19 protein-coding genes are annotated in these 22,167 nt (G+C 70.5%); 10 read left to right on the top strand and 9 right to left on the bottom strand.

What is annotated here, in order from left to right:
- Positions 1 to 95 precede the first annotated feature (95 nt).
- The 9 genes from L615_RS19160 to dnaA form a co-directional block, all read right to left on the bottom strand.
- Complete coding sequence (locus tag L615_RS19160) at positions 96 to 602, bottom strand: DUF3566 domain-containing protein (protein ID WP_028655863.1); 507 nt, start codon at positions 600 to 602, stop codon at positions 96 to 98.
- Complete coding sequence (gene gyrA, locus L615_RS19155) at positions 602 to 3,295, bottom strand: DNA gyrase subunit A (protein ID WP_051485817.1); 2,694 nt, start codon at positions 3,293 to 3,295, stop codon at positions 602 to 604. Before gyrA ends, L615_RS19160 begins: the two co-directional genes overlap by 1 nt.
- Positions 3,296 to 3,346: 51 nt before the next feature.
- A complete protein-coding gene (gene gyrB, locus L615_RS19150) occupies positions 3,347 to 5,443 on the bottom strand; it encodes a DNA topoisomerase (ATP-hydrolyzing) subunit B (protein ID WP_051485816.1) in 2,097 nt (698 codons plus the stop codon).
- Between the two features lie 297 nt (positions 5,444 to 5,740).
- Positions 5,741 to 6,598 (bottom strand): hypothetical protein, encoded by an 858-nt coding sequence (locus tag L615_RS19145; RefSeq protein ID WP_145726142.1) that lies wholly within the window; start codon positions 6,596 to 6,598, stop codon positions 5,741 to 5,743.
- Positions 6,599 to 6,786: 188 nt separating this feature from the next.
- The gene (locus L615_RS19140) at positions 6,787 to 7,389 is read right to left on the bottom strand and encodes a DUF721 domain-containing protein (protein WP_028655857.1); all 603 of its coding nucleotides are present in this window, start codon (positions 7,387 to 7,389) and stop codon (positions 6,787 to 6,789) included.
- Positions 7,382 to 8,548, bottom strand: coding sequence for a DNA replication/repair protein RecF (recF, locus tag L615_RS19135; protein WP_145726141.1), 1,167 nt, complete (start codon positions 8,546 to 8,548; stop codon positions 7,382 to 7,384). The genes L615_RS19140 and recF overlap by 8 nt, the downstream gene beginning before the upstream one ends.
- 46 nt (positions 8,549 to 8,594) lie before the next feature.
- Positions 8,595 to 9,503 (bottom strand): phosphogluconate dehydrogenase (NAD(+)-dependent, decarboxylating), encoded by a 909-nt coding sequence (gnd, locus tag L615_RS19130; protein ID WP_036517904.1) that lies wholly within the window; start codon positions 9,501 to 9,503, stop codon positions 8,595 to 8,597.
- 456 nt (positions 9,504 to 9,959) lie between these two features.
- Entirely contained in the window at positions 9,960 to 11,102 is a 1,143-nt protein-coding gene (dnaN, locus tag L615_RS19125; protein WP_028655855.1) for a DNA polymerase III subunit beta, read from the bottom strand.
- Between the two features lie 711 nt (positions 11,103 to 11,813).
- Entirely contained in the window at positions 11,814 to 13,391 is a 1,578-nt protein-coding gene (gene dnaA, locus L615_RS19120; protein ID WP_028655854.1) for a chromosomal replication initiator protein DnaA, read from the bottom strand.
- A 600-nt stretch (positions 13,392 to 13,991) separates the two neighbouring features.
- Here dnaA and rpmH point away from each other — a divergent pair.
- The 10 genes from rpmH to L615_RS19070 all read left to right on the top strand — a co-directional run bounded on the left by rpmH (position 13,992) and on the right by L615_RS19070 (position 21,897).
- The gene (gene rpmH / locus L615_RS19115; RefSeq protein ID WP_036517902.1) at positions 13,992 to 14,129 is read left to right on the top strand and encodes a 50S ribosomal protein L34; all 138 of its coding nucleotides are present in this window, start codon (positions 13,992 to 13,994) and stop codon (positions 14,127 to 14,129) included.
- Positions 14,130 to 14,180: 51 nt separating this feature from the next.
- The gene (rnpA, locus tag L615_RS19110; RefSeq protein ID WP_028655853.1) at positions 14,181 to 14,576 is read left to right on the top strand and encodes a ribonuclease P protein component; all 396 of its coding nucleotides are present in this window, start codon (positions 14,181 to 14,183) and stop codon (positions 14,574 to 14,576) included.
- The gene (yidD, locus tag L615_RS19105) at positions 14,573 to 14,884 is read left to right on the top strand and encodes a membrane protein insertion efficiency factor YidD (protein ID WP_145726140.1); all 312 of its coding nucleotides are present in this window, start codon (positions 14,573 to 14,575) and stop codon (positions 14,882 to 14,884) included. The genes rnpA and yidD overlap by 4 nt, the downstream gene beginning before the upstream one ends.
- Positions 14,885 to 14,916: 32 nt before the next feature.
- Positions 14,917 to 15,915, top strand: a complete 999-nt coding sequence (gene yidC, locus L615_RS19100) for a membrane protein insertase YidC (RefSeq protein WP_396954777.1) — start codon at positions 14,917 to 14,919, stop codon at positions 15,913 to 15,915.
- Complete coding sequence (locus tag L615_RS19095; RefSeq protein WP_222430620.1) at positions 15,912 to 16,469, top strand: R3H domain-containing nucleic acid-binding protein; 558 nt, start codon at positions 15,912 to 15,914, stop codon at positions 16,467 to 16,469. The genes yidC and L615_RS19095 overlap by 4 nt, the downstream gene beginning before the upstream one ends.
- 117 nt (positions 16,470 to 16,586) lie before the next feature.
- Positions 16,587 to 17,330: a 16S rRNA (guanine(527)-N(7))-methyltransferase RsmG gene (rsmG, locus tag L615_RS19090; protein ID WP_145726138.1), complete on the top strand. Its 744-nt coding sequence runs from the start codon at positions 16,587 to 16,589 to the stop codon at positions 17,328 to 17,330.
- Between the two features lie 221 nt (positions 17,331 to 17,551).
- Positions 17,552 to 18,484 carry a ParA family protein gene (locus L615_RS19085; protein ID WP_084255169.1) on the top strand — a complete coding sequence of 311 codons (933 nt, stop codon included), beginning with the start codon at positions 17,552 to 17,554 and terminating at the stop codon, positions 18,482 to 18,484.
- Entirely contained in the window at positions 18,481 to 19,524 is a 1,044-nt protein-coding gene (locus tag L615_RS19080; RefSeq protein WP_145726137.1) for a ParB/RepB/Spo0J family partition protein, read from the top strand. The genes L615_RS19085 and L615_RS19080 overlap by 4 nt, the downstream gene beginning before the upstream one ends.
- Positions 19,525 to 19,837: 313 nt before the next feature.
- Positions 19,838 to 21,061 carry a pyridoxal phosphate-dependent aminotransferase gene (locus L615_RS19075; protein WP_186449936.1) on the top strand — a complete coding sequence of 408 codons (1,224 nt, stop codon included), beginning with the start codon at positions 19,838 to 19,840 and terminating at the stop codon, positions 21,059 to 21,061.
- 62 nt (positions 21,062 to 21,123) lie between these two features.
- Entirely contained in the window at positions 21,124 to 21,897 is a 774-nt protein-coding gene (locus tag L615_RS19070; RefSeq protein WP_145726135.1) for a 1-acyl-sn-glycerol-3-phosphate acyltransferase, read from the top strand.
- Positions 21,898 to 22,167 lie beyond the last annotated feature (270 nt).

Here is a 22,167-nt window from a genome sequence, read left to right as displayed (position 1 = left end):
GCCCCGCGGCAGCAAGCCGAGACGGAACCTTACCCGAGCAGGTTCGGGAGCGACAAAACGAGGCTGCTTCATTCACGGTGAATGAACAGCGTCGCTCAGGCATCCTCGGCGAGGGTGATCTCGATGCCGCCGAGCAGGGCGGCGGACATGTTGTAGAGGAAGGCGATGAGGGTCGCCGCCGCGGTGATGAGTACGACGTCGATGGCGGCCACGAGCATCGTGAACCCGAGCACGCGGCTGGTGCCGACGTAGTCCTCGATCCGGAAGCCGGCGACGTCCTCGCCACCGATGCTCTCCTGGATGGTGGAGTTGATCGACTCCCACACGCCGGCGGCGCCGAGCACCTGCCAGACCATCGCGACCGAGACCACGGTGACGACCGCGAAGGCGATGGAGAGCAGGAACGACGTCTTCATGACCGACCAGGGGTCGACGCGGGTGAGCCGCAACCGGGCCCGGCGGGGGGCGCGCGGACGCGGCGCCCCCGCCGGCGGGTTGACCGTGGGACCGGCCTGGACGGGGCGCGCCGGGGTCACCGGGGAGCCGATGGGCCCCTCCAGCGGCGGGCGTACCGCCGTCGTGTCCTCGACGCGCTCAGTCATCAGCTCTCACTCTCCCCGGGTTCGGGCGCCCCACCGGCCTCGGTGCCCGCCTCGCCGGCCTCGTTGCCGGGCTGTGCGGCGTCCGCCCCGTCGTCTGTTCCTCCGATTGTGGCACCCGGGGCCTCATCGGGCGATTCCGTCGAGCCCTCCTCGCCCTCCTCGGGGTCCTTCGACTCGACCGAGCGGGCGACGACGGCGACCGAGTCGCCCTTCTTCGGGGACACGAACTTCACGCCCTGCGTGGAGCGTCCGGTGGGCCGGAAGTCGTCGTTGATCGGGCTGCGCACGACCTGGCCGTTGGCGGTGATCGAGAGGACCTCGTCGCCGTCCTGGACGATGAACGCGCCGACGAGCACGCCGCGCTCCTCGTTCTCCAGCTGCATCGCCTTGATGCCGAGGCCGCCACGGGTCTGGGTGCGGTACGTCGGCCGGCCGTCGGTGTCGAGCTTGAGCTCGGTGCGCTTCGCGTAGCCGCCGTCGGTGATCGTGAAGACGTACTGGCGCGGGTTGTTCGGGTTCTCCGCACCGGCCCGGACCACCGACATCGACAGGAGCGAGTCGCCGTCGCGGAACTTCATGCCCGTGACGCCGGCGGTGGCGCGGCCCATCGGGCGCAGCTGGTCGTCATCGGCGCGGAACCGCAGGGCCTGGCCCTTGCGGGAGATCAGCAGGATGTCGTCCTCGCTGTCCACCAGCTCGGCGCCGATCAGCTCGTCGTCGTCGTGCTTGAAGTTGATCGCGATGACACCGGCCTGGCGCGGGCTGTTGTAGTCGCCCAGACGCGTCTTCTTGACCAGGCCCTTCTTCGTCGCGAGGACGAGGTAGGGCGCCTGCTCGTAGTCGCGGATCGCCAGCACCTGCGCGATGCCCTCGTCCGGCTGGAACGACAGCAGGCCGGCGACGTGACCGCCCTTCGCGTCGCGGCCGGCCTCGGGCAGGTTGTAGACCTTGGTCCGGTAGACCCGCCCGGCGGTGGTGAAGAACAGCAGCCAGTGGTGGCTGGTCGTGGAGATGAAGTGGTCCACGACGTCGTCGCCGCGCAGGGTCGCGCCGCGCACGCCCTTTCCACCGCGCTTCTGGGTGCGGTACTGGTCGGCGCGGGTCCGCTTGGCGTAGCCACCGCGGGTGATCGAGACGACCTGGTCCTCGTCGGGGATCAGGTCCTCCATCGACAGGTCGCCGGCGGCCGCGATGATCTGGGTACGACGGTCGTCGCCGTACTTCTCGACGATGCCCTGCAGCTCCTCGACCACGATCCGCCGCTGGCGGCTGACGTTGGCGAGGATGTCCTTGAGGTCGGCGATCTCGGCCTCGATCTTGGCGAGCTCGTCGATGATCTTCTGCCGCTCGAGGGCCGCCAGGCGGCGCAGCTGCATGTCGAGGATCGCGTTGGCCTGCAGCTCGTCGATGTCGAGCAGCTCGATGAGGCCGCGGCGGGCGTCCTCGACCTCGGGCGAGCGCCGGATGAGGGCGATGACCTCGTCGAGCATGTCGAGGGCCTTGACGAGCCCGCGCAGGATGTGGGCCCGGGCCTCGGCCTCGCGCAGGAGGTACTCGGTGCGCCTGCGGATGACCTCGACCTGGTGATCGACCCAGTTGGTCACGAACTGGTCGATGGTCAGCGTCCGCGGCACGCCGTCGACCAGCGCCAGCATGTTGGCGGAGAAGTTGGTCTGCAGCTCGGTGTGCTTGAGCAGGTTGTTGAGCACGACCCGGGCGACAGCGTCGCGCTTGAGCACGACCACGATGCGCTGGCCCACCCGCGAGGACGTCTCGTTGCGGACGTCGGCGATGCCCTGCACCTTGCCGGCGTCGGCCAGCTCGGCGATCTTGATGAGCAGGTTGTCCGGGTTGACCATGTACGGCAGGTCGGTGATCACCAGGACGGTGCGGCCCGACTTGTCCTCGTCGACCTCGATGACCGCGCGCTGGGTGATCGAGCCGCGGCCGGTGCGGTAGGCCTGCTCGATGCCCTCGCGGCCCACGATGAGCGCGCCGTTCGGGAAGTCGGGGCCCTTGATCCGCTCGATGAGCGCATCCTGCAGCTCCTCGCGGGTGGCGTCGGGGTGCTCGAGCGCCCAGATCGCGCCGTCGGCGACCTCGCGCAGGTTGTGCGGCGGGATGTTGGTCGCCATGCCGACCGCGATGCCGGCCGAGCCGTTGACCAGCAGGTTCGGGAACCGGGCCGGCAGGATCGTCGGCTCCTCGGTCTTGCCGTCGTAGTTCGGCGTCATGTCGACCGTCTCGCGGTCGATGTCGCGGACCATCTCCATGGCCAGCGGCGCCATCCGGCACTCGGTGTACCGCATGGCCGCGGCGGGGTCGTTGCCCGGCGAGCCGAAGTTGCCCTGGCCGTCGACGAGCGGGTTGCGCATCACCCACGGCTGGGCGAGGCGGACCAGGGTGTCGTAGATCGCCGAGTCGCCGTGGGGGTGGTAGTTACCCATGACGTCGCCGACGACGCGCGCACACTTGTTGAAGCCGCGGTCGGGGCGGTAGCCGCCGTCGTACATCGCGTAGAGCACGCGACGGTGCACCGGCTTGAGGCCGTCGCGGACGTCGGGCAGGGCGCGGCCGACGATGACGGCCATCGCGTAGTCGATGTAGGAGCGCTTCATCGACTCCTGCAGGTCGACGGGGCGGATGCGCCGGCCGCCGTAGCCCGGGAACTCCTCGGTGGGGGTCTCGCTCACGATTGCTCTCTCTGGTTCGTTCTAACGATGTCTAGGAAAGTTGCTAGAGACCTAGATATCGAGGAATCGGACGTCCTTGGCGTTGCGCTGGATGAAGGAGCGGCGCTGCTCGACGTCCTCGCCCATGAGGATCGAGAAGATCTCGTCGGCCTGCGCCGCGTCCTCCAGGGTCACCTGCAGCAGCACGCGCTGGTCGGGGTCGAGGGTGGTCTCCCACAGCTCGTCGGCGTTCATCTCGCCCAGACCCTTGTAGCGCTGGATCGGAGCTTCCTTGGGGAGCTTCTTGCCCTGCTCGAGGCCGTCACGCATGACGGCGTCGCGCTCGGCGTCGGAGTAGACGTACTCGTGCTCGGCCGGCTTGTTCCACTTGATCCGGTAGAGCGGCGGCTGGGCGAGGTAGACGTGGCCGGCCTCGATCAGCGGGCGCATGAACCGGAAGAGCAGGGTCAGCAGCAGGGTGTTGATGTGGTGGCCGTCGACGTCCGCGTCGGCCATGAGCACGATCTTGTGGTAGCGCAGCTTGTCGAGGTCGAACTCCTCGTGCACGCCGGTGCCCAGTGCGGAGATGATCGCCTGGACCTCCTGGTTGGCCAGGACCTTGTCGATGCGGGCCTTCTCGACGTTGAGGATCTTGCCGCGGATCGGGAGTATCGCCTGGATCCGGTTGTCGCGGCCCATGACCGCCGAGCCGCCGGCGGAGTCACCCTCGACGATGAAGACCTCGCACTCCTCCGGGTCGCGCGAGCTGCAGTCGCGCAGCTTGCCCGGCAGGCCGCCGCCGCCGAGCAGGCCCTTGCGGTTGCGGGCGAGGTCGCGCGCCTTGCGGGCCGCGATGCGCGCGGTCGCCGCGGCCTGCGCCTTGCGGATGATCTCCTTGCCCTCGGTCGGGTTCTTCTCCAGCCAGTCGCCGAGCTGGTCGTTGACGACCGACTGCACGAAGCCCTTGGCCTCGGTGTTGCCGAGCTTGGCCTTGGTCTGGCCCTCGAACTGCGGCTCGGAGATCTTGAGGCTGATGATGGCGGTCAGGCCCTCACGGATGTCGTCACCGGTGAGCCTGTCCTCCTTCTTCTTGATCAGGCCCCACTCCTCGCCCCAGCGGTTGATCAGCGAGGTGAGCGCCGCCCGGAAGCCCTCCTCGTGCGTGCCGCCCTCGGGGGTGTTGATGTTGTTGGCGAAGGTGTGGACCGACTCGTTGTACGACGACGCCTGCCACTGCATGGCGACCTCGAGGCTCATCGAGTTCGGCGCGTCGGCACCGGTCTCGGCCTCGAACGGGATGATCGGGGAGATCGGCTGCTTGCGCTGGTTGAGGAAGTCGACGTAGTCGGCCAGGCCGCGCTCGAACTGGAAGACCTGCTCGAGGACCTTGTGGTCGGCACCCTCGACGGCGTGGATCTCGCCGGAGCGGAAGCGCTCCTGGGTGTCCTGGCTCAGCTCGGAGGTGCCGTCCTCGACGGCCTCGAGGACCTGCTCGGCCTTGGGCCGGGCGTCACGCAGGACGATCTTGAGGCCCTTGTTGAGGAAGGCCATCTCGCGGAAGCGGGCGGAGACCGTCTCGAGGTTGTACTCGGTGGTCTCGAAGACCTCGGGCGAGGCCCACCAGGTGATGGTCGTGCCCGTGCGCTCGCCGTCCTCCATCGGGCGGACCTCGCGCAGGTCGTAGTCCGGGACGCCCTTGGTGAACTCCTGCTCCCAGACCCGGCCGCGGTTCTTGATCTCCATCCGCAGGTGGGTCGACAGCGCGTTCACGACCGACGAGCCGACGCCGTGCAGGCCGCCGGACACCTTGTAGCCGCCACCGCCGAACTTGCCGCCGGCGTGCAGCACCGTCAGCGCCAGCGTCGCGGCCGGCAGGTCCTGGCCCGGCGCGGTGTCGGTCGGGATGCCGCGCCCGTTGTCCTCCACGCTGACCGAGCCGTCGTCGTTGAAGGTCACGTTGATGGTGTCGCAGTAGCCCGCGAGCGACTCGTCGACCGCGTTGTCCACGATCTCCCAGATGAGGTGGTGCAGGCCGCGCTCGCCGGTCGAGCCGATGTACATGCCGGGGCGCTTGCGGACCGCTTCGAGTCCCTCGAGGACCTGGATCGCGGAGGCGTCGTACTCAGGGACCAAGTCGTCTGTCGACACGCGGTGACCTCTGTTCTGCATCGGGGTGTGTCCGCCACTGCCGATGGCATGGCGAAGGCCGAGTCAGGCGCCGCGGAGGCGCAGTCCCGGCCAGGAACCCATTCTAGCCCGTTGAGGGCCTCAGGACACGTACCCGGGCCCTGCGGGGGGACGTCCAGCGGGGAAAACATCGCGCACAAGCCCCGCAAACGGCGATCGGAGCGCCGAGCAGGGGGGCCGATGGGGGTCGGTACGTCCGCGGCCGTGAAAAGCGGCCGGGCCGGCCCCCACGGAGGGGACCGGCCCGGACGTGCTGCCGTCAGGCGTGCGGTGGCTCGATCAGGGAGCGACCGGCTGGCCTGAGAGCTTCTTGTAGGTGTAGGCGGTGCCGACCAGGATCACCGGGATCGCGACCAGCAGGCCGATGCCGCACAGCACCGCACCGACGAGCGCGATGACGTAGGCGACGAGGTACCAGATGATCGTCGAGCCGACGTTGTTCTTCACCAGGTCGATGCTCGCCTTGATGGCGTCGACCGGCGAGAGGTTCTTGTCGACCACGAAGAACAGGCTGAACATCGTCATGAAGGCGAAGATGATGCCCGGCAGCACGCACAGGATCGTGCCGATGAAGGTGCCGACGCCGACCAGCAGGCTGGTGACGATGACGTTGCCGATGTTCTGGAACTTGAACACGCCGGCGGTCGTGAACGGGCGGCCCTCGGTGACGGCCAGCGCCTCGCGGATGAGGCCGGCGCCGATGACCTGCGCGTAGATGAAGAACACGACGTACAGCAGGGCCAGCACGATCAGGCCGATGATGCCGAGCCCGCCGGAGTCGCCGGAGCAGACGTACTCGCCGGCGCTGTTGAACCGGCACGAGTAGTCCGAGTCGCCCGCCGGGATGATGATCGCGAAGAATGCGATCGCGTAGATGACCACGGCGCCGACGAAGATCGCCAGCGCGGCGAGGATCATCTGGCCCATGTTCTGCTGGAACTTGGACCAGCCGTAGCTCACCGCCGAGCCGACGTCCCAGGGCTGGGCCTGGCCGGGACCGCCGAAGCCGCCGCCCGGAGGACCGGCCGGAGGCGGTCCGCCGTAGCCACCGCCCGGAGGACCCGCCGGGGGCGGCGCGCCGTAACCGCCGCCACCGCCGGGAGGCGGCGGAGGAGCCGGGGGCTGGTAGTTGCTCATGCTGGTCTCCTTGCCAGGCGCGCGTCTGGTGCGCCATGTCGATCAGGGTCGATCAGGGTCGATCAGGTCAGTCATCGAACGATGCTGCATCGTAGCGAGGTCGAAACCTCCGACGTGGGCAAAAACCTGCCCTTTGCCTGTGCCGGCGACACCCCGGAACGGTTCACGCGGCTGCGCACCGGCGCTGCTCAGCCGTAGGTGTCGCGCGGCCCGCGGCCGTCGCGGATGCCGCGCCGGCCGTGCTTCCACGACGGCGCGTGCGGGCCGAGCACCTCGACGAGGGTGACCGTCCCGTCGCCCAGCTCGGCGTTGAGCCGCTGCACGAGGGTGGCGGTGAAGAGCTTGAGCTGGGTGGCCCACGCCGTGGAGTCGGTACGGACGACCAGGGTGCCGTCGGTCAGCGTCTCCGGCGTGGAGTGCGCCCCGATCTCGTCGCCGACGATCTCGGTCCAGCGGGCGAAGACGCCCCGCACCTGGAGGTCGAGCGCCCACCCACGGGCGTCGACCAGCCGGTCCAGCTCGGGCCCGAGCGCCTGCGGGTCGCGCCCGTCGGGGCGGGCCCCGGAGAACTGCGGGCCGCTCGAGCGGCCGCGCCCGGCGGACCGGACGCCGGATGTCCGGCCGTCCGAGCTGCGCGGGAGGCGGCGCTTCGCGGGCGTCGTACCCGCGGCGGCGGTGCCGAGGGTGAGTGAGCGGGCCAGGTCGAGGCCGTCGGGACGGTGCTCCGGCTCCGGTTCGGCGTCGGGGGTGGCCGGCGTGGCGTCGTCGCCCGGCTCGGGTGCCTCAGGCACGGGTCACCTCCCCCGCGGCGACGTGGAAGGTCGCCCCGCGCAGGGCCTCCGGCACGTCGGCGGCGACCGCGGCGGTGACCAGCACCTGCTCGGCGCCCGCCACCAGCGCGGCCAGCTGCTCGCGCCGGTCGGCGTCGAGCTCGGCGAAGACGTCGTCGAGGACGAGGATCGGGTCGTCGCCGTCGGCCCGGAGCAGGTCGTACGACGCCAGGCGCAGCGCCAGCGCGAAGGACCACGACTCCCCGTGGCTGGCGTAGCCCTTCACCGGCAGCCGGTTCTCGTCGCCGGGGCCGAGGGTCAGCAGCAGGTCGTCGCGGTGCGGCCCCACCAGGGTGACTCCGCGCTGGATCTCGTCGGACTGCCGGCGCGCCAGCTCGGCGCGGAACACCTCCGCGCGCAGGGAGCGCGGGTCGCGCCCGCCCTCGGGGTCGGTGTCCGGCTCCACCGGCGGCACGGTCGAGGAGTACTCGATGCGGGCGTCGTCGCGGCTCGCCCCGCGGGCGACGGCCTCGTAGGCCTTGCCGAGGTACGGCGCCAGGTCGGTGACCAGCTGCTCACGGGCCACCAGCAGCTCGGTGCCGGTGGCGACCAGGTGGTCGTCCCACACCGCGAGCGTGGCGAGGGCGGCGTCGCGGCTGGAGCCGCGGGCGGCGTACAGCGTCTTCAGGAGGGTGTTGCGCTGGCGCAGCACCCGGTCGTGGTCGGCGATCACCCCCGCATAGCGCGGGGTGCGCAGCACGAGCAGGTCGTCGAGGAAGCGACGCCGCTGCGCCGGATCCCCCTTGACCAGGGCGAGGTCCTCGGGGCTGAACACCACGGTGCGCACCAGGCCGGCGAGGTCGCGGGTGCGCGGCAGCGGCGAGCGGTTGACGCGTGCGCGGTTGGCGCGGCCGGCGTTGAGCTCGACCTCGAGGATCGCGGTCCGGCCGTCACGCACCACCGCCGCGCGCACGATCGCCTGCTCCGCGCCGGCGCGGATGAGCGGCGCGTCGGTCGCGACCCGGTGCGAGGAGAGCCGCGACAGGTAGTCGATCGCCTCGACCAGGTTGGTCTTGCCCTGGCCGTTGCTGCCGACGAACGCCGTGACCCCCGCGTCCAGCGCGACGTCGACGTCCGCGTAGGAGCGGAAGTCGTGGAGGGTCAGGTGCGCGACGTGCACCCGACCATCATCCCCCGGCGCCGGAGGCGGGCGTGAACGGACCCGCTCACACGTCGGGGTTCGCCTCGCCGCCCGGGGGCGGCTCGGTCTGCACGGCGTGGCCGCCGAACTGTCGGCGCATCGCGGCGATGGCCTTCATCGCCGGGCTGTCGTCCTGGCGCGAGGTGAACCGCGCGAACAGCGAGGAGGCGATGACGTGCATGGGTACGGCGTGGTCGATCGCCGCCTGGACGGTCCACCGGCCCTCGCCGGAGTCCTCGGCGTAGCCGCGCAGCGCGTCGAGGTGCTCGTCCTCCTCGATCGCCTCGGTGAGCAGGTCGAGCAGCCAGGACCGGATGACGGTGCCGTGGCGCCAGGAGTCGAAGATCGCCGGGACGTTGTCGACGATGTCGACCTTCTCGAGCAGCTCCCAGCCCTCGGCGTAGGCCTGCATCATCGCGTACTCGATGCCGTTGTGGACCATCTTGGCGAAGTGGCCGGCGCCGGGCGTGGTGCCCGCGTGCACCGCCCCGCCCTCCTCGGGCTTGAGCGCGTCGAAGGCCGGCTGGACCTTCTCGATGTCCGCCACCGCGCCGCCGTACATCAGCGCGTAGCCGTTCTCCAGGCCCCACACCCCGCCGGAGACGCCGCAGTCGACGAAGCCGATGCCCTTCTCCGCGAGCGACGCGGCGTTCTCGGCGTCGTCGGTGTACTTGGAGTTGCCGCCGTCGACGACCAGGTCACCCTCGCCGAGCAGCTCCCTGAGGTCCGCGATGGTCGAGCGGGTGGCCTCGCCGGCGGGCACCATCACCCACACGACCTTCGGCGAGGGCAGCGCCTCCACCATGGCCGCGAGGCTGTCGACGTCGGAGAGGTCCGGGTTGCGGTCGTAGCCGACGACGGTGTGCCCGGCGTTGCGGAGCCGGGTGCGCATGTTGCCACCCATCTTGCCGAGTCCGACGAGTCCGATGTGCATGCCGCGAGCCTAGCCCGCAGCCCCGAAGCACGACATGCCCGCGCCCGCTGGGCCGGCGCCCGGGCGTTACGTCCGTCTGGCCGCCGGGCGGACTGTGCCACCTGCCGGGGGCAACCGCGGCGCGGCAGCGTGGCGCCCTGCGCCGCAGGCTGTGCCGGGCGCCGTCGGGTGCAGCGAGGCCACTGGTTTCGAGGCTCGGCCGCGGGCGGCCTCGCACCTCAACCAGCGGCGGTCGGCGGGTGGGTGGGGGCTGGCTCCCGGTGGTTGAGGTGCGACGAGCGCTAGCGAGGAGCCTCGAAACCTCCGGGCCTGGATGGCGGGCTGTGGCCGGCAGAGTCCGACGGTCGGCGCCTCGTAGCCAGACCAGCGGGTGGGAGACCACGGAGTCGCCCATCGCGCGTCTCGAGCGGGAGATGTAGAGCAGCATCTTCTGCTGCTGCGCACACGCTCGCGCAGTCAGCTGAGCAGGCGGCGCGGCATGAGCAGGTAGCGGAACGACCCGCCCTGCTCGCCGGATTCCTCGCCGGTGCCGCTGATCACGACCGGCTTGGAGGCCTGGGTGAACGCGAGCTCCACGACCGGCTCGTCGATGGCGCCGAGGCCGTCGAGCAGGAAGGTCGGGTTGAAGCCGGTGACCAGGTCCTCGCCCTCGATCTGCGCGGCGACCGACTCCGAGGCCTGCGCGTCGTCGCCGGATCCGGCGTCGAGGATCAGGGTGCCGTCGCGGAAGCTCAGCTGGACCGCGGTGTTGCGGTCGGCGACGAGCGAGACGCGCTTGACCGACTCGATGAGCTCGGCGCGGTCGATCTTCGCGGTCGTGAGCTTCTCGGTCGGGAACAGGCTGCGGACCTTGGGGAACTCGCCGTCGAGGAGTCGGGTCGTCGTACGACGCACGCCGCCGGGGCCGGTGCCCTCGAAGCCGATGATGCCGTCGCCGGAGCCGGACGCGGAGAGCGCGATCGTGACCTCGGGGCCGGCGGTGAGCGACTTGGCGGTGTCGCCGAGCACCTTCGCCGGGACGAGCGCGGCGAGCGAGGCGTCGGGGGTGCCGGGGTTCCAGGTGAGCTCACGCTGGGAGAGGCGGAAGCGGTCGGTGGCGAGCAGCGCGATGGTGTCGCCCTCGATCTCGATCCGCACACCGGTGAGCACCGGGAGCATGTCGTCGCGGCCGGCGGCGGTGACCGCCTGGGCGACGGCGTGGGCGAACGCGTCGCTGGCAACGGTGCCGGTCGCGGCCGGCATCTCCGGGATCGTCGGGTAGTCCTCGACCGGCATGGTCTGCAGCGAGAAGCGCGAGGAGCCGCAGGTCAGCGAGACGCGGGCACCGTCGAGGGTGAGCTCGACCGGCTTGTTCGGCAGGCTGCGGCAGATGTCGGACAGCAGCCGGCCGCTGACCAGGGCCTTGCCCTCGTCGTGCACCTCGGCGGCGAGCGTGGCGCGTGCGGACGTCTCGTAGTCGAACGTGGAGAGCACCAGGCCCTCGTCACTGGCCTCGATCAGCAGCCCGGCCAGGACCGGCGCGCTGGGGCGGACGGGCAGGCTGCGCGCGGCCCAGGCCACGGCGTCGGCGAGCACATCGCGGTCGACACGGAACTTCACGTTCGTCGTACCTCATCACTGGGATCGGGTGGGCCGGCGCTCAGCAACGACAGCGAGCGCACGTGTGGGGTTGCATCCTGCCACGTCGTCCGTGAGGGCGGCACTGCCTGTCGAGGTCGAGGGTCTGCGAGGTCGTGTCGTTCCACAGGTCGGGGCCCGGGAGGAGTTCCGCGATCGATCGATCCGTGGATGAATTCGGAGTGGTCATAGGTCCGGTGGAAACTGTGGAGAACTCGCGTCATCGCAGGTCAGCGGCCGATGCCCCCGTGGATGACCTGTGGGCGGCCGTCGTGGTGAACCTGGTCGGGCTGGGGAGGAACCACAGCGTGTGGACGCCCGAGCTGCAGACTCCACGGAATCCTCCCCGTGTAGTTCGCACAGTTTTCACCCCTTTCTCCACAGGCTCGTACGACAAGAAATCAGTGTCGTTCGGTGTCGGTCCGTGTTGGTCGGGGTCGGTCGGGATGGCGGCGAGGCGTGCCGACGCCTGTTGTCGGAGGGTCGGTGGTCGGGCGCCTGCGGCGCCTGCCGTCCGGTTCCCTGTGGCGGCTGCAGAGCGCGCCGTCGCCGACGTCCACCCTCGAACGGTGGCTTGGTGTGGCCTCCGGACGCCGGCGGCGACCCGACTTGCCGCCACAGGGACCGGCCGTACGGCGCCTCCGGCGCCCGACCACCTCGTGGGTGGGCAGGCGTCGGTACGCGCTTGCGCAATCAGCCCTGCCGAGCCTGCATCTTGACGCGGTTGGTCAGCTCGCTGACCTGGTTGAACACCGCGCGCCGCTCGCCGAGCAGCTGGTTGATCTTGCGCTCGGCGTACATGACGGTCGTGTGGTCGCGGTTGCCGAACTGCGCGCCGATCTTCGGCAGCGACAGGCCGGTGAGCTCGCGGCACAGGTACATCGCGATCTGGCGCGCCATCACCAGGTGGCGCCCGCGGCTGGGGCCGGTGAGCTCCTCGATGGTGAGGCCGAAGTACGCCGCGGTCTGGGCGATGATCAGCGGCGCGGTGATCTCCGGCTCGCCGCCCTCGGGGATGAGGTCCTTGAGGACGATCTCGGCCAGCGTCATGTCGACGTCCTGGCGGTTGAGGTTGGCGAAGGCGGTGACCCGGATCAGGGCGCCCTCGAGCTCGCGGATGTTGGTCTGGATCTTGCTGGCGATGAACTCCAGCACGTCCGAGGGGGCCGTGAGGCGGTCCATCGCGGCCTTCTTGCGCAGGATCGCGATGCGGGTCTCGAGGTCCGGTGCCTGGACGTCGGTGATCAGGCCCCACTCGAACCGGTTGCGCAGCCGGTCCTCGAGCGCCTCGAGCAGCTTCGGCGGACGGTCGGACGTCAGCACGATCTGCTTGTTGGCGTTGTGGAGCGTGTTGAAGGTGTGGAAGAACTCCTCCTGGGTCTGGGTCTTCCCCGCCAGGAACTGGATGTCGTCGATGAGGAGCACGTCCACCTCGCGGTACTTCCGCTTGAACCGGTCCTGCCGGTCGTCGCGGATCGCGTTGATGAACTCGTTGGTGAACTCCTCGCTGGAGACGTAGCGCACCTTGGAGCCGGCGTAGATCGTGCGCACGTAGTGGCCGATCGCGTGCAGCAGGTGGGTCTTGCCCAGCCCGGACTCGCCGTAGATGAGGAGCGGGTTGTAGCTCTTGCCCGGCGCCTCGCTGACCGCGACGGCCGCGGCGTGCGGGAAGCGGTTGGACGAGCCGATGACGAAGGTCTCGAAGGTGTACTTCGGGTTGAGCCGCGACTCGCCGGTCACCGGCGGGCTGGCGCCCGGGGCCGGGAGGATCGTCGGCCGGTCCGCGGCGGGGTAGCCCTCGTCGAAGGCCGGCGTGGTGCGGTCCTGCGTCGAGGAGTCGATCTGTTGCTTTGTCGACATGTCGACCATGCCCGGCTGACTGCCGGGGTGGTGCGCACCCGGGTCGGAGGCCAGCGGGGCGCCCTGGTCGACCGGCACGTCGTCGTACCCGCCGTCGAGGTTGGGGGTCAGCGAGTGCTGGAGGGAGCTGTCGACGGTGACCGCGAGCTGCACCTCGTGGCCGAAGCGCTCGGTGAGGGTGTCCTCGAGCTGGCCGCGCAGGCGACCCTCGAGGCGCTTGCGGGTGAAGTCGTCGGGCACGGCGACGATCGCGGTCGTCCCGTGCAGGGTGACCGGCTTGCTGGCCTGGAGCCAGGCGCGTTGGTGCGCCTGGAGCTCGCCGACCACGGCGGCCCACTCCCGCTCGAGTCGCGCGATGGGCGACTCCGGGGTCTCGTCGGTGGCCGGGGGCTGATCGGGGTTGCCGGTCACGCCTCACACCTCTCGCTGTCGTCTGTCCGGATCGGGGCCCTGGTCTGGCTCCACAACTTTGTCCACAGGGTGTGAACAATTGCATCACCGCCGTCGCGGCGGTCGACCGAGGCCGTTCCGAAACGTCCGTCCGGCCACGTTTGCGCAGGTCAGCGGCCCGAGAAGAGGGCCTGGGAGCTGATCGGCGCGGACGGCCGTCCGGTGTTGCGGGGGACCGGCGGGGAATCCCGGATCGCCCGAACCTAACTGCCGACGGGCCTGTGGATCAACCCGCTATCCACAGGTCGGTGCCGCATCGGCAAGAATCGGGTAGGTCGACGGGCCGCCGGGCCCGGACGAAGGGGCGGATCATGCGCCACCCCGGCCGTGCGTGGCCGGAGGCGCGCCGGTTTGACCCCCGATCCGCGCTCCGCGTACCGTTGATTGGTCAACCGGGGTCGACCGGTGCCGCATGTCCACGAATGACCACCCCCGCACAGCCGTGCGGAGGCGATCGATCGTGGCTGCGCGGTGCCGGCCGACAGGCCTCACGACTCCCGACCGGAGTCGCTCGCAGGCTGCCGCGCGACCCTTCCCGAACCTGACCTGAGAGGCCGACTCGTGAGCAAGCGGACGTACCAGCCGAACAACCGTCGTCGTCACAAGACGCACGGCTTCCGACTGCGGATGCGCACCCGCGCCGGCCGCGCCATCCTGGCCAACCGCCGCCGGAAGGGTCGCTCGAGCCTCGCTGTCTGAGGCCGGGCAGGTCCGGGGGTGTCCGCTCGGCGGAACCCGCGGGGCTGACCGATGCTCGCCGCCGGCAACCGTCTGACGGACCCCGAAGGATTCCGGGCCGCCAGCCGACGGGGCCATCGAGCCGGTGCCCGCACCGTCGTCACGCACCTGTTGCCCCCAGCTGGGCAACAGGTCGTCGGCATGCCCGGGGACGGACACCCGACGCTGGTCGGCTTCGTCGTCAGCAAGGCCGTCGGCACGGCGGTCGTGCGGAACCGGGTGAAGCGCCGGCTGCGCCACGCGGTGCGCGAGCGCGTCGACGCGCTGCCCGCCGGGTCGGTCCTCGTGGTCCGTGCCCAGCCCGCGGCCGCGGCGACGCCGTACCCCCAGCTCGTCGCCGACCTGGACCACTGCCTGCAGCGGGTCACCGAGAAGGCCGGCCGTCCCGAGGCCGGGGTGCCGCGATGAAGTGGCTGCTGATCGGGCTGATCCGTGCGTACCAGCTGCTCGTCAGCCCGCTCCTCGGCCCGACCTGCCGCTACTACCCCTCCTGCTCCGCGTACGCCGTCGAGGCGCTGCGCGTGCACGGCGCGATCAAGGGCACCTGGCTCGCCGCACGGCGTCTGCTGCGCTGCCACCCGTGGTCGCCCGGCGGCGTCGACCACGTCCCGCCGCGCCGTGACCGCTCCCCCGCCACCTGGGACGCAGCGGAGCGCGACACCGAACTTCTGCCGGCGACCGCCGGCGGTCACCTCAGCCAAGGAGAGAACCACTAGTGGGTTTCATCGGCGACATCGGCCACTTCATCATGGTGCCGCTGTACTACATCATCTCGGCGGTGCTCATCGGCTGGCACGAGCTGCTCAGCGCGATCGGCCTCGACCCGGCGGGCGGCCTGTCCTGGGCGCTGTCGATCATCGGCCTCACGCTCGTCATCCGCGCGGCGCTGATCCCGCTGTTCGTCAAGCAGATCAAGTCCAGCCGCAACATGCAGCTGCTGCAGCCCAAGGTGAAGGAGCTGCAGAAGAAGTACGGCCACGACCGGCAGAAGCTGGCCGAGGAGACGATGAAGCTCTACAAGGAGGCGGGCACCAACCCGTTCGCCTCCTGCCTGCCGATCCTGCTGCAGATGCCGATCTTCTTCGCGCTGTTCCGCCTGCTCGACCAGGCGGCGCGCAGCGGCAAGGCGCACGGCTTCCTCGACGCGAAGCGGGCCGACCAGTTCGGCCAGTCCGAGGTCTTCGGCGCGATCCCGCTGGCCGACTCCTTCTGGGGTGCCCGTACGTGGGGCCCCGAGCCGCACGGCGTCGTCATGATCGTCGCGCTGGTCCTCGTGCTCGCGATGACGGCGACCACCTTCACCACGCAGCGCCAGCTGATGGCCAAGAACATGCCGGCCGAGGCGATGAGCGGCCCGTACGCCCAGCAGCAGAAGATGCTGCTCTACATCCTCCCGGTGGCCTTCGGCCTCGGCGGTGTCGCGTTCCCGATCGGTGTCCTCCTCTACTGGACCACCTCGAACCTGTGGACCATGGGCCAGCAGTTCTACGTCATCCGCAACAACCCCGCGCCCGGCACGCCGGCCTTCAAGGCCAAGCAGGAGCGTGACCGCGCGAAGGCCGCCAAGCACGGCCACCCCGCCGCCGAGGCCGAGGTCGTGACCGAGGCGCCCGCCGACGAGCGACGCCCCGCGGCCCGGCAGCAGCCGAAGCGGCAGACGCGTTCGCAGCGCAAGAGCAAGCCAGGCGCCGGCGGCACCGCCCGCGGCGCCAGCAACGACACCACGAACGAGGGAGACAGCAAGTGAGCGCCGAGACCGAGACCGCGTCCGTGACCGAGGAGAACCCCGTCGACGCCCCCGAGGCAGGGACCGACGCGCCCGCCGGCGGCACCGACAAGATCGCCCGCCTCGAGCAGGAGGGCGACATCGCGGCCGACTACCTCGAGGAGCTCCTCGACATCGCCGACCTCGACGGCGACCTCGACATCGACGTGGAGGCCGACCGGGCCGCCGTGTCCATCGTCGGCGCCGAGCTGACCCAGCTCGTCGGCCGCGACGGCAAGGTGCTCGAGGCGCTCCAGGAGCTGACCCGCCTCGCGGTCTACCGCGAGACCGGTGAGCGCTCGCGCCTGATGCTCGACATCTCGGGCTTCCGCGCCGACAAGCGGTCCCGACTGACCCAGCTCGGCGCCGAGACCGCCGCGCAGGTTGCCGAGTCCGGCGAGCCCGTGTCGCTGGAGCCGATGTCGCCGTTCGAGCGCAAGATCGTCCACGACGCGGTGGCCGCCGCGGGTCTGCGCTCGGAGTCGGCGGGCGTGGAGCCGCGACGCTACGTCGTCGTCCTGCCGGCGGACGCCTGAGCGTCCTGCTCCGTCGCCGACGTTTCACGTGAAACATCACGACCGACGCACACCCCCGGTGTCTCCGGATCCGCTGGATCCGGCAGGCCCGGGGGTGGTTGCTGCTGGGGGGTGCCCATGACCGACCACGACAGCACGCTGCCCCCTCCCCCGGCGTCCGTCGCTGCACTCTTCCCGGCGGACCGGGTGGACACCGCCGTCGCGTACGCCGAGCTGCTCGCCACCGACGGGGTGGTGCGCGGCCTCATCGGACCCCGTGAAGCGCCCCGCCTCTGGGAGCGCCACGTCCTCAACTGTGCCCTGCTGGCCCCCGCGATCCCGCCGGACGCGCGCGTGGCCGACATCGGGTCGGGAGCCGGGCTCCCCGGCGTCGTCCTGGCGATCGCCCGCCCGGACGTCCAGATCACCCTGGTGGAGCCGCTGCTGCGGCGGACCACCTTCCTGGAGGAAGCCGTCGCCAGCCTCGGGCTGACCAACGTGGTCGTGGTCCGGGGCCGTGCTGACGCCCTCCACGGACATGCCGTCTTCGACGTCGTCACCTCCCGCGCCGTGGCGCCGCTCGACCGCCTGCTCGAGTGGTCGATGCCGCTGGTCGCCCCGGAGGGTGCCCTCGTCGCGATGAAGGGAAGCTCGGCACCCGAGGAGGTCGAGGCCGCTGCGGCGGTTCTCACACGCCTCGGTTGTGCCGCCCCGGAGGTCGTGACCCTGGGTGAGGACGAGGCGTTGTCCGACGTGAGCCCGATCCGCGTCGTGCGGGTGACGTGGGCCGACCCGGCCCGCGTATCGTTGCCGTCCCGGCCGCAGCGTGGTGCCCGGGCACCGCGCCCTTCCCGTGGCAGGAACAAGAGGAGGAAGTCGTGACCGACGCCGAGGCCCCTGGCGGGTTTTCCACCGATCAGGGTGGGGGTGCTGAGCGTGAGCATCCACAGAACGCCCCCGGTTATCCACAGGCTCCGTCCACTGGTGCTTCGTCCTCGGAAGGCGAGGTTTCACGTGAAACGTCGACGCCGGAGGGCCCGACGGAGTCCGGTGTTTCACGTGAAACCGACACTGCCGCCAAGCCGCCCGTCGCGGGTGGCGTGATGACCGCGGCCCAGCTCGCGGAACGGGCTGCCGGGTTCGACGACGCATCGACCCCGCTCGCGCGTGCTGCGCAGGCCACGGTCATGGTGCGGGCCGGCATTCCCCAGGAGCAGCTCGCTCGGCCGTCCGAGACGCGCGTCTTCGTGGTGGCCAACCAGAAGGGCGGGGTCGGCAAGACGACCTCCACGGTCAACCTCGCGGCGGCGCTCACCCAGTTGGGCCAGCGGGTGCTGGTCATCGACCTCGACCCGCAGGGCAACGCGTCGACGGCGCTCAACATCGAGCACCACCAGGGCACCCCGTCCACCTACGAGCTGCTCGTGGACGGCGCCGCCATCGTCGACATCGCGCAGCCGTGCCCCGATGCCGCAGGCTTGTGGGTCGTGCCGGCGACGATCGACCTGGCGGGAGCGGAGATCGAGCTGGTGAGCGTGGTGGCCCGCGAGCAGCGGCTCAAGCGCGCTCTCGACGCCCACCCGCGGATCGGGTCGGCGGACACCGCCGGCGAGGAGCGCTTCGACTACGTGTTCATCGACTGCCCGCCCTCGCTCGGCCTGCTGACGCTCAACGCCCTCGTTGCGGGCGCGGAGATGCTGATCCCGATCCAGGCGGAGTACTACGCCCTCGAGGGCCTCGGGCAGCTGCTCGCCACCGTCGACATGGTGCGCGCCCACCTCAACCCCGAGCTGGCCGTCTCCACCATCGTGCTGACCATGTTCGACGCACGCACCCGACTGGCCGCAGGCGTCGCCGCGGAGGTCCGCGAGCACTTCGGTGATCAGGTGCTGAGCACCGCCATCCCCCGCTCGGTCCGGGTGTCGGAGGCACCGTCGTACGGCCAGACGGTGATGACCTACGATCCCGGATCGCCGGGCGCGCTGAGCTACCTCGAGGCGGCGCGCGAGATCGTCACCCGAGGAGCCCACCTGTGAACGCCCCCCGTCGCGGCCTCGGCCGCGGTCTCGGATCGCTCATCCCGACCGCTCCCCCGACGCCGCCGGCGCCCGCCGGAAATGAGTCGGGGAACGGCGCGGCTGTCAACCAGAGCGACCAGAATTCGGACGACGCCGCTGGAGCGCCTTCCAGCGCCTCGGTGGACCTGGGGTCCACCGGCGCCGGGAACGGCCCTCAGGGCGCCGATTCGGGTCTGGCGCCCGTCGAAGGTGCCTTCTTCGCCGAGCTGCCCGTCGAGCGCATCCGGCCGAACGCCGTCAACCCGCGGACGGTCTTCGACGAGGAGGCGATGGCCGAGCTGGTCCACTCCATCAAGGAGATCGGACTCCTCCAGCCCGTCGTCGTCCGCAAGACCGGCCCCGAGGACTACGAGCTGGTCATGGGCGAGCGCCGCTGGCGCGCCACCCAGGCGGCCGGCCTCTCCACGATCCCTGCGATCGTCCGCGAGACCGACGACACCGACATGCTCCGGGACGCCCTCCTGGAGAACCTGCACCGCAGCAACCTCAATCCGCTCGAGGAGGCCGCCGCCTACCAGCAGCTGCTCGAGGACTTCTCCTGCACGCACGACGAGCTCGCCCAGCGCATCGGCCGCTCGCGCCCGCAGATCAGCAACACGCTGCGCCTGCTCAAGCTCTCCCCCGCGGTCCAGCGCCGCGTCGCCGCCGGCGTGCTCTCGGCCGGTCACGCCCGCGCGCTGCTGGCCGTGCCCGACGCCGACCAGCAGGACCGGCTGGCCCAGCGCGTCGTCGCCGAGGGCATCTCGGTGCGCGGCCTGGAGGAGATCGTCGCCGTCGGCGACGGCGAGGTCGCCCCGAAGCGCACGTCGCGCCCCAAGCCGAAGGCGCCCGGCCTCGCCGAGCTCTCCGAACGGCTCGGCGACCGGCTGGAGACCCGGGTGAAGATCGACCTCGGCAAGGCCAAGGGCAAGATCTCCATCGAGTTCGCCAACACCGGGGACCTGCAGCGCATCGTCGACCTCATCGACCCTAGGAACAGGAACGACAAGGTCGTCTGAACCTGTCTGGCGCACTGCGCCCGCGAGAGTCCGTCGGGTGGGCTGCAGGTTTCGAGGCTCGGCGCCGGGGCGCCTCGCACCTCAACCAGCGGCATTTGGTCGCCGTCTGACGCCGTGCTCCCGGTGGTTGAGGTGTGACGAGCGCCAGCAGGCGGGCGGAACAGGCCCATTTGTCGACATGGCGACTTGTCGCTCTAGCCACTTGTCTCCCACGAGTCACCAGATGTTTCCCGTGAAACATGGTGTGAGCGGGGAGGCGCGGGCGCCGGGTGGTGCTGCACCGCGGGAAAACGGGTGGCGGCGGCCTGCGAGAATGGCGCCCGTGCGCCAGATCCGCCAGAGCAAGAAGCTCTCCAACGTTCGCTACGACGTCCGGGGCCCCATCCTCGTCGAGGCCCAGCGCCTCGAGGCCGAGGGCCACAAGATCCTCAAGCTGAACATCGGGAACCCGGCTCCGTTCGGCTTCGAGGCTCCGGAGGCGATCGTCGCCGACATGGTGCACAACCTCCCCGATGCCCAGGGCTACAGCGACTCGCGCGGCATCTACTCGGCGCGCACGGCCGTGGCGCAGTACTACCAGTCGCGGGGGCTGAAGGAGACGGCCGTCGAGGACGTCTTCATCGGCAACGGCGTGTCCGAGATGATCTCGATGGTCCTCCAGGCGTTCCTCGATGACGGCAACGAGATCCTCGTGCCCGCGCCGGACTACCCGCTGTGGACCGGCGCCGTGTCGCTGTCCGGCGGGACCCCGGTGCACTACCGGTGCGACGAGGAGAACGGCTGGATGCCGGACCTCGAGGACATCGAGTCCAAGATCACCGAGAACACCCACGGCCTGGTGATCATCAACCCGAACAACCCGACCGGTGCCGTCTACAGCAAGGAGATGGTCGAGAAGCTCGTCGACATCGCCCGGCGCCACAACCTGGTCGTCTTCTCCGACGAGATCTACGAGAAGATCCTCTTCGACGACGCGGTGCACCACCACGCGGCGGCCGCTGCAGGCAACGACGTCCTGTGCCTCACCTTCAGCGGCCTGTCCAAGGCCTACCGGGTCTGCGGCTACCGCGCCGGCTGGGTGATGGTCTCCGGGCCCAAGGAGCTCGCCGAGGACTTCCTCGAGGGCCTCACCCTGCTCTCCAACATGCGGATGTGCGCCAACGTGCCCGCCCAGCACGCGATCCAGACCGCCCTCGGCGGCTACCAGTCGATCAACGAGCTCATCGTCCCCGGTGGTCGCTTCTACGAGCAGGCGATGCTCGCCGACCGGCTCCTCAACGAGATCCCCGGGGTCAGCTCGGTACGCCCGAAGGGCGCGCTCTACTGCTTCCCGCGCCTGGACCCCGAGGTCTACGCGATCGACGACGACGAGCAGTTCGTCATCGAGCTGCTGCGGGCGAAGAAGATCCTCGTCACCCACGGCACCGGCTTCAACTGGTTCGCCCCCGACCACTTCCGGCTCGTGACGCTGCCGGACGTGGACATGCTCGAGGAGGCCATCGGGCGGATCGCGGACTTCCTCGCCACCCGGCGCTGAGCGGGCGCCCGCGGATCCGGACCAGGTCGCGCGGGCACGGGCCGGGCTGCGAGACTTCTCCGGTGCTCGACATCACCTACCCGCCCGTCATCGTCGCCGCCAAGGTCCTCTTCAAGGCCATGCGCCAGCGCGTGGTGGTGACCGGCTCGGAGTCGATCCCCCGCAAGGGCGGCGCCCTGCTCGCGATCAACCACACCGGCTACATCGACTTCATCTACGCCGGTGCGGGCGCCGAGCCGCAGAAGCGCCTGGTCCGGTTCATGATCAAGAAGGAGATGATGGACAAGCCCGGCGTCGGGCACCTGCTCCGCTCCTTCCACCACATCCGCGTCGACCGCTCCTCGGGCGTGCAGTCGATGAAGGACGCGCTGGCCTACCTCCAGGCCGGCGAGGTCGTCGGGATCTACCCCGAGGCCACCATCTCCCGCTCCTTCGAGATCAAGGAGCTCAAGTCCGGTGCCGCCCGGATCGCGGCCGACGCCGGCGTACCGCTCATCCCGGTCATCGTGTGGGGCGCCCACCGGCTGATGACCAAGGACCACGAGAAGGACTTCTCCCGCTCGCCCAAGACGATCCTGGTGAAGGTCGGAGAGCCGATGTACCCCACCGGCGAGGACGTCGCCGCGGAGACCGCCGAGCTGCGTGCCGCGATGCAGCAGATGCTCGACGAGGCGATCGCGGAGTACCCCGAGGACGAGAAGAAGCCGGGCTCGTGGTGGATCCCCGCCCGCTTCGGTGGTTCCGCGCCCACGCCGGAGGAGGCCGACGAGCTCGACAAGGCCGAGCTCCGCGCCCGGGCCGCGAAGCGCGCGGCCAAGCGGGAGCAGGGCAAGTAGGCCGCCGTACGGCTGTCGACCTGTCACCTTGTCGACGAGGCGACATGTCGACAAATCGCCTGGCGTAAGCAGCGGTGCCGGGCCGGGCGGTCCTATCATCGGGGCGTGGCCCGGACGACGGTTCCGCTGACCCTCGACCTCCTCGACGCCCTCGACGCGCCGTGCCGGACCTGCCTGTTCTGGGAGCGGGAGCCGGTCCACCGTGACGGCCTCGACCCGCAGGAGCGGGCGCGGGAGAAGGAGGCCTGGGTCTCCGAGGTGCTGCGGGAG

The organism is Nocardioides sp. J9, from assembly GCF_007829375.1.
GTDB lineage: Bacteria > Actinomycetota > Actinomycetes > Propionibacteriales > Nocardioidaceae > Nocardioides.
Note: the sequence above shows the minus strand (reverse complement) of the source record. Positions and strands in the feature narration are given on the sequence as shown.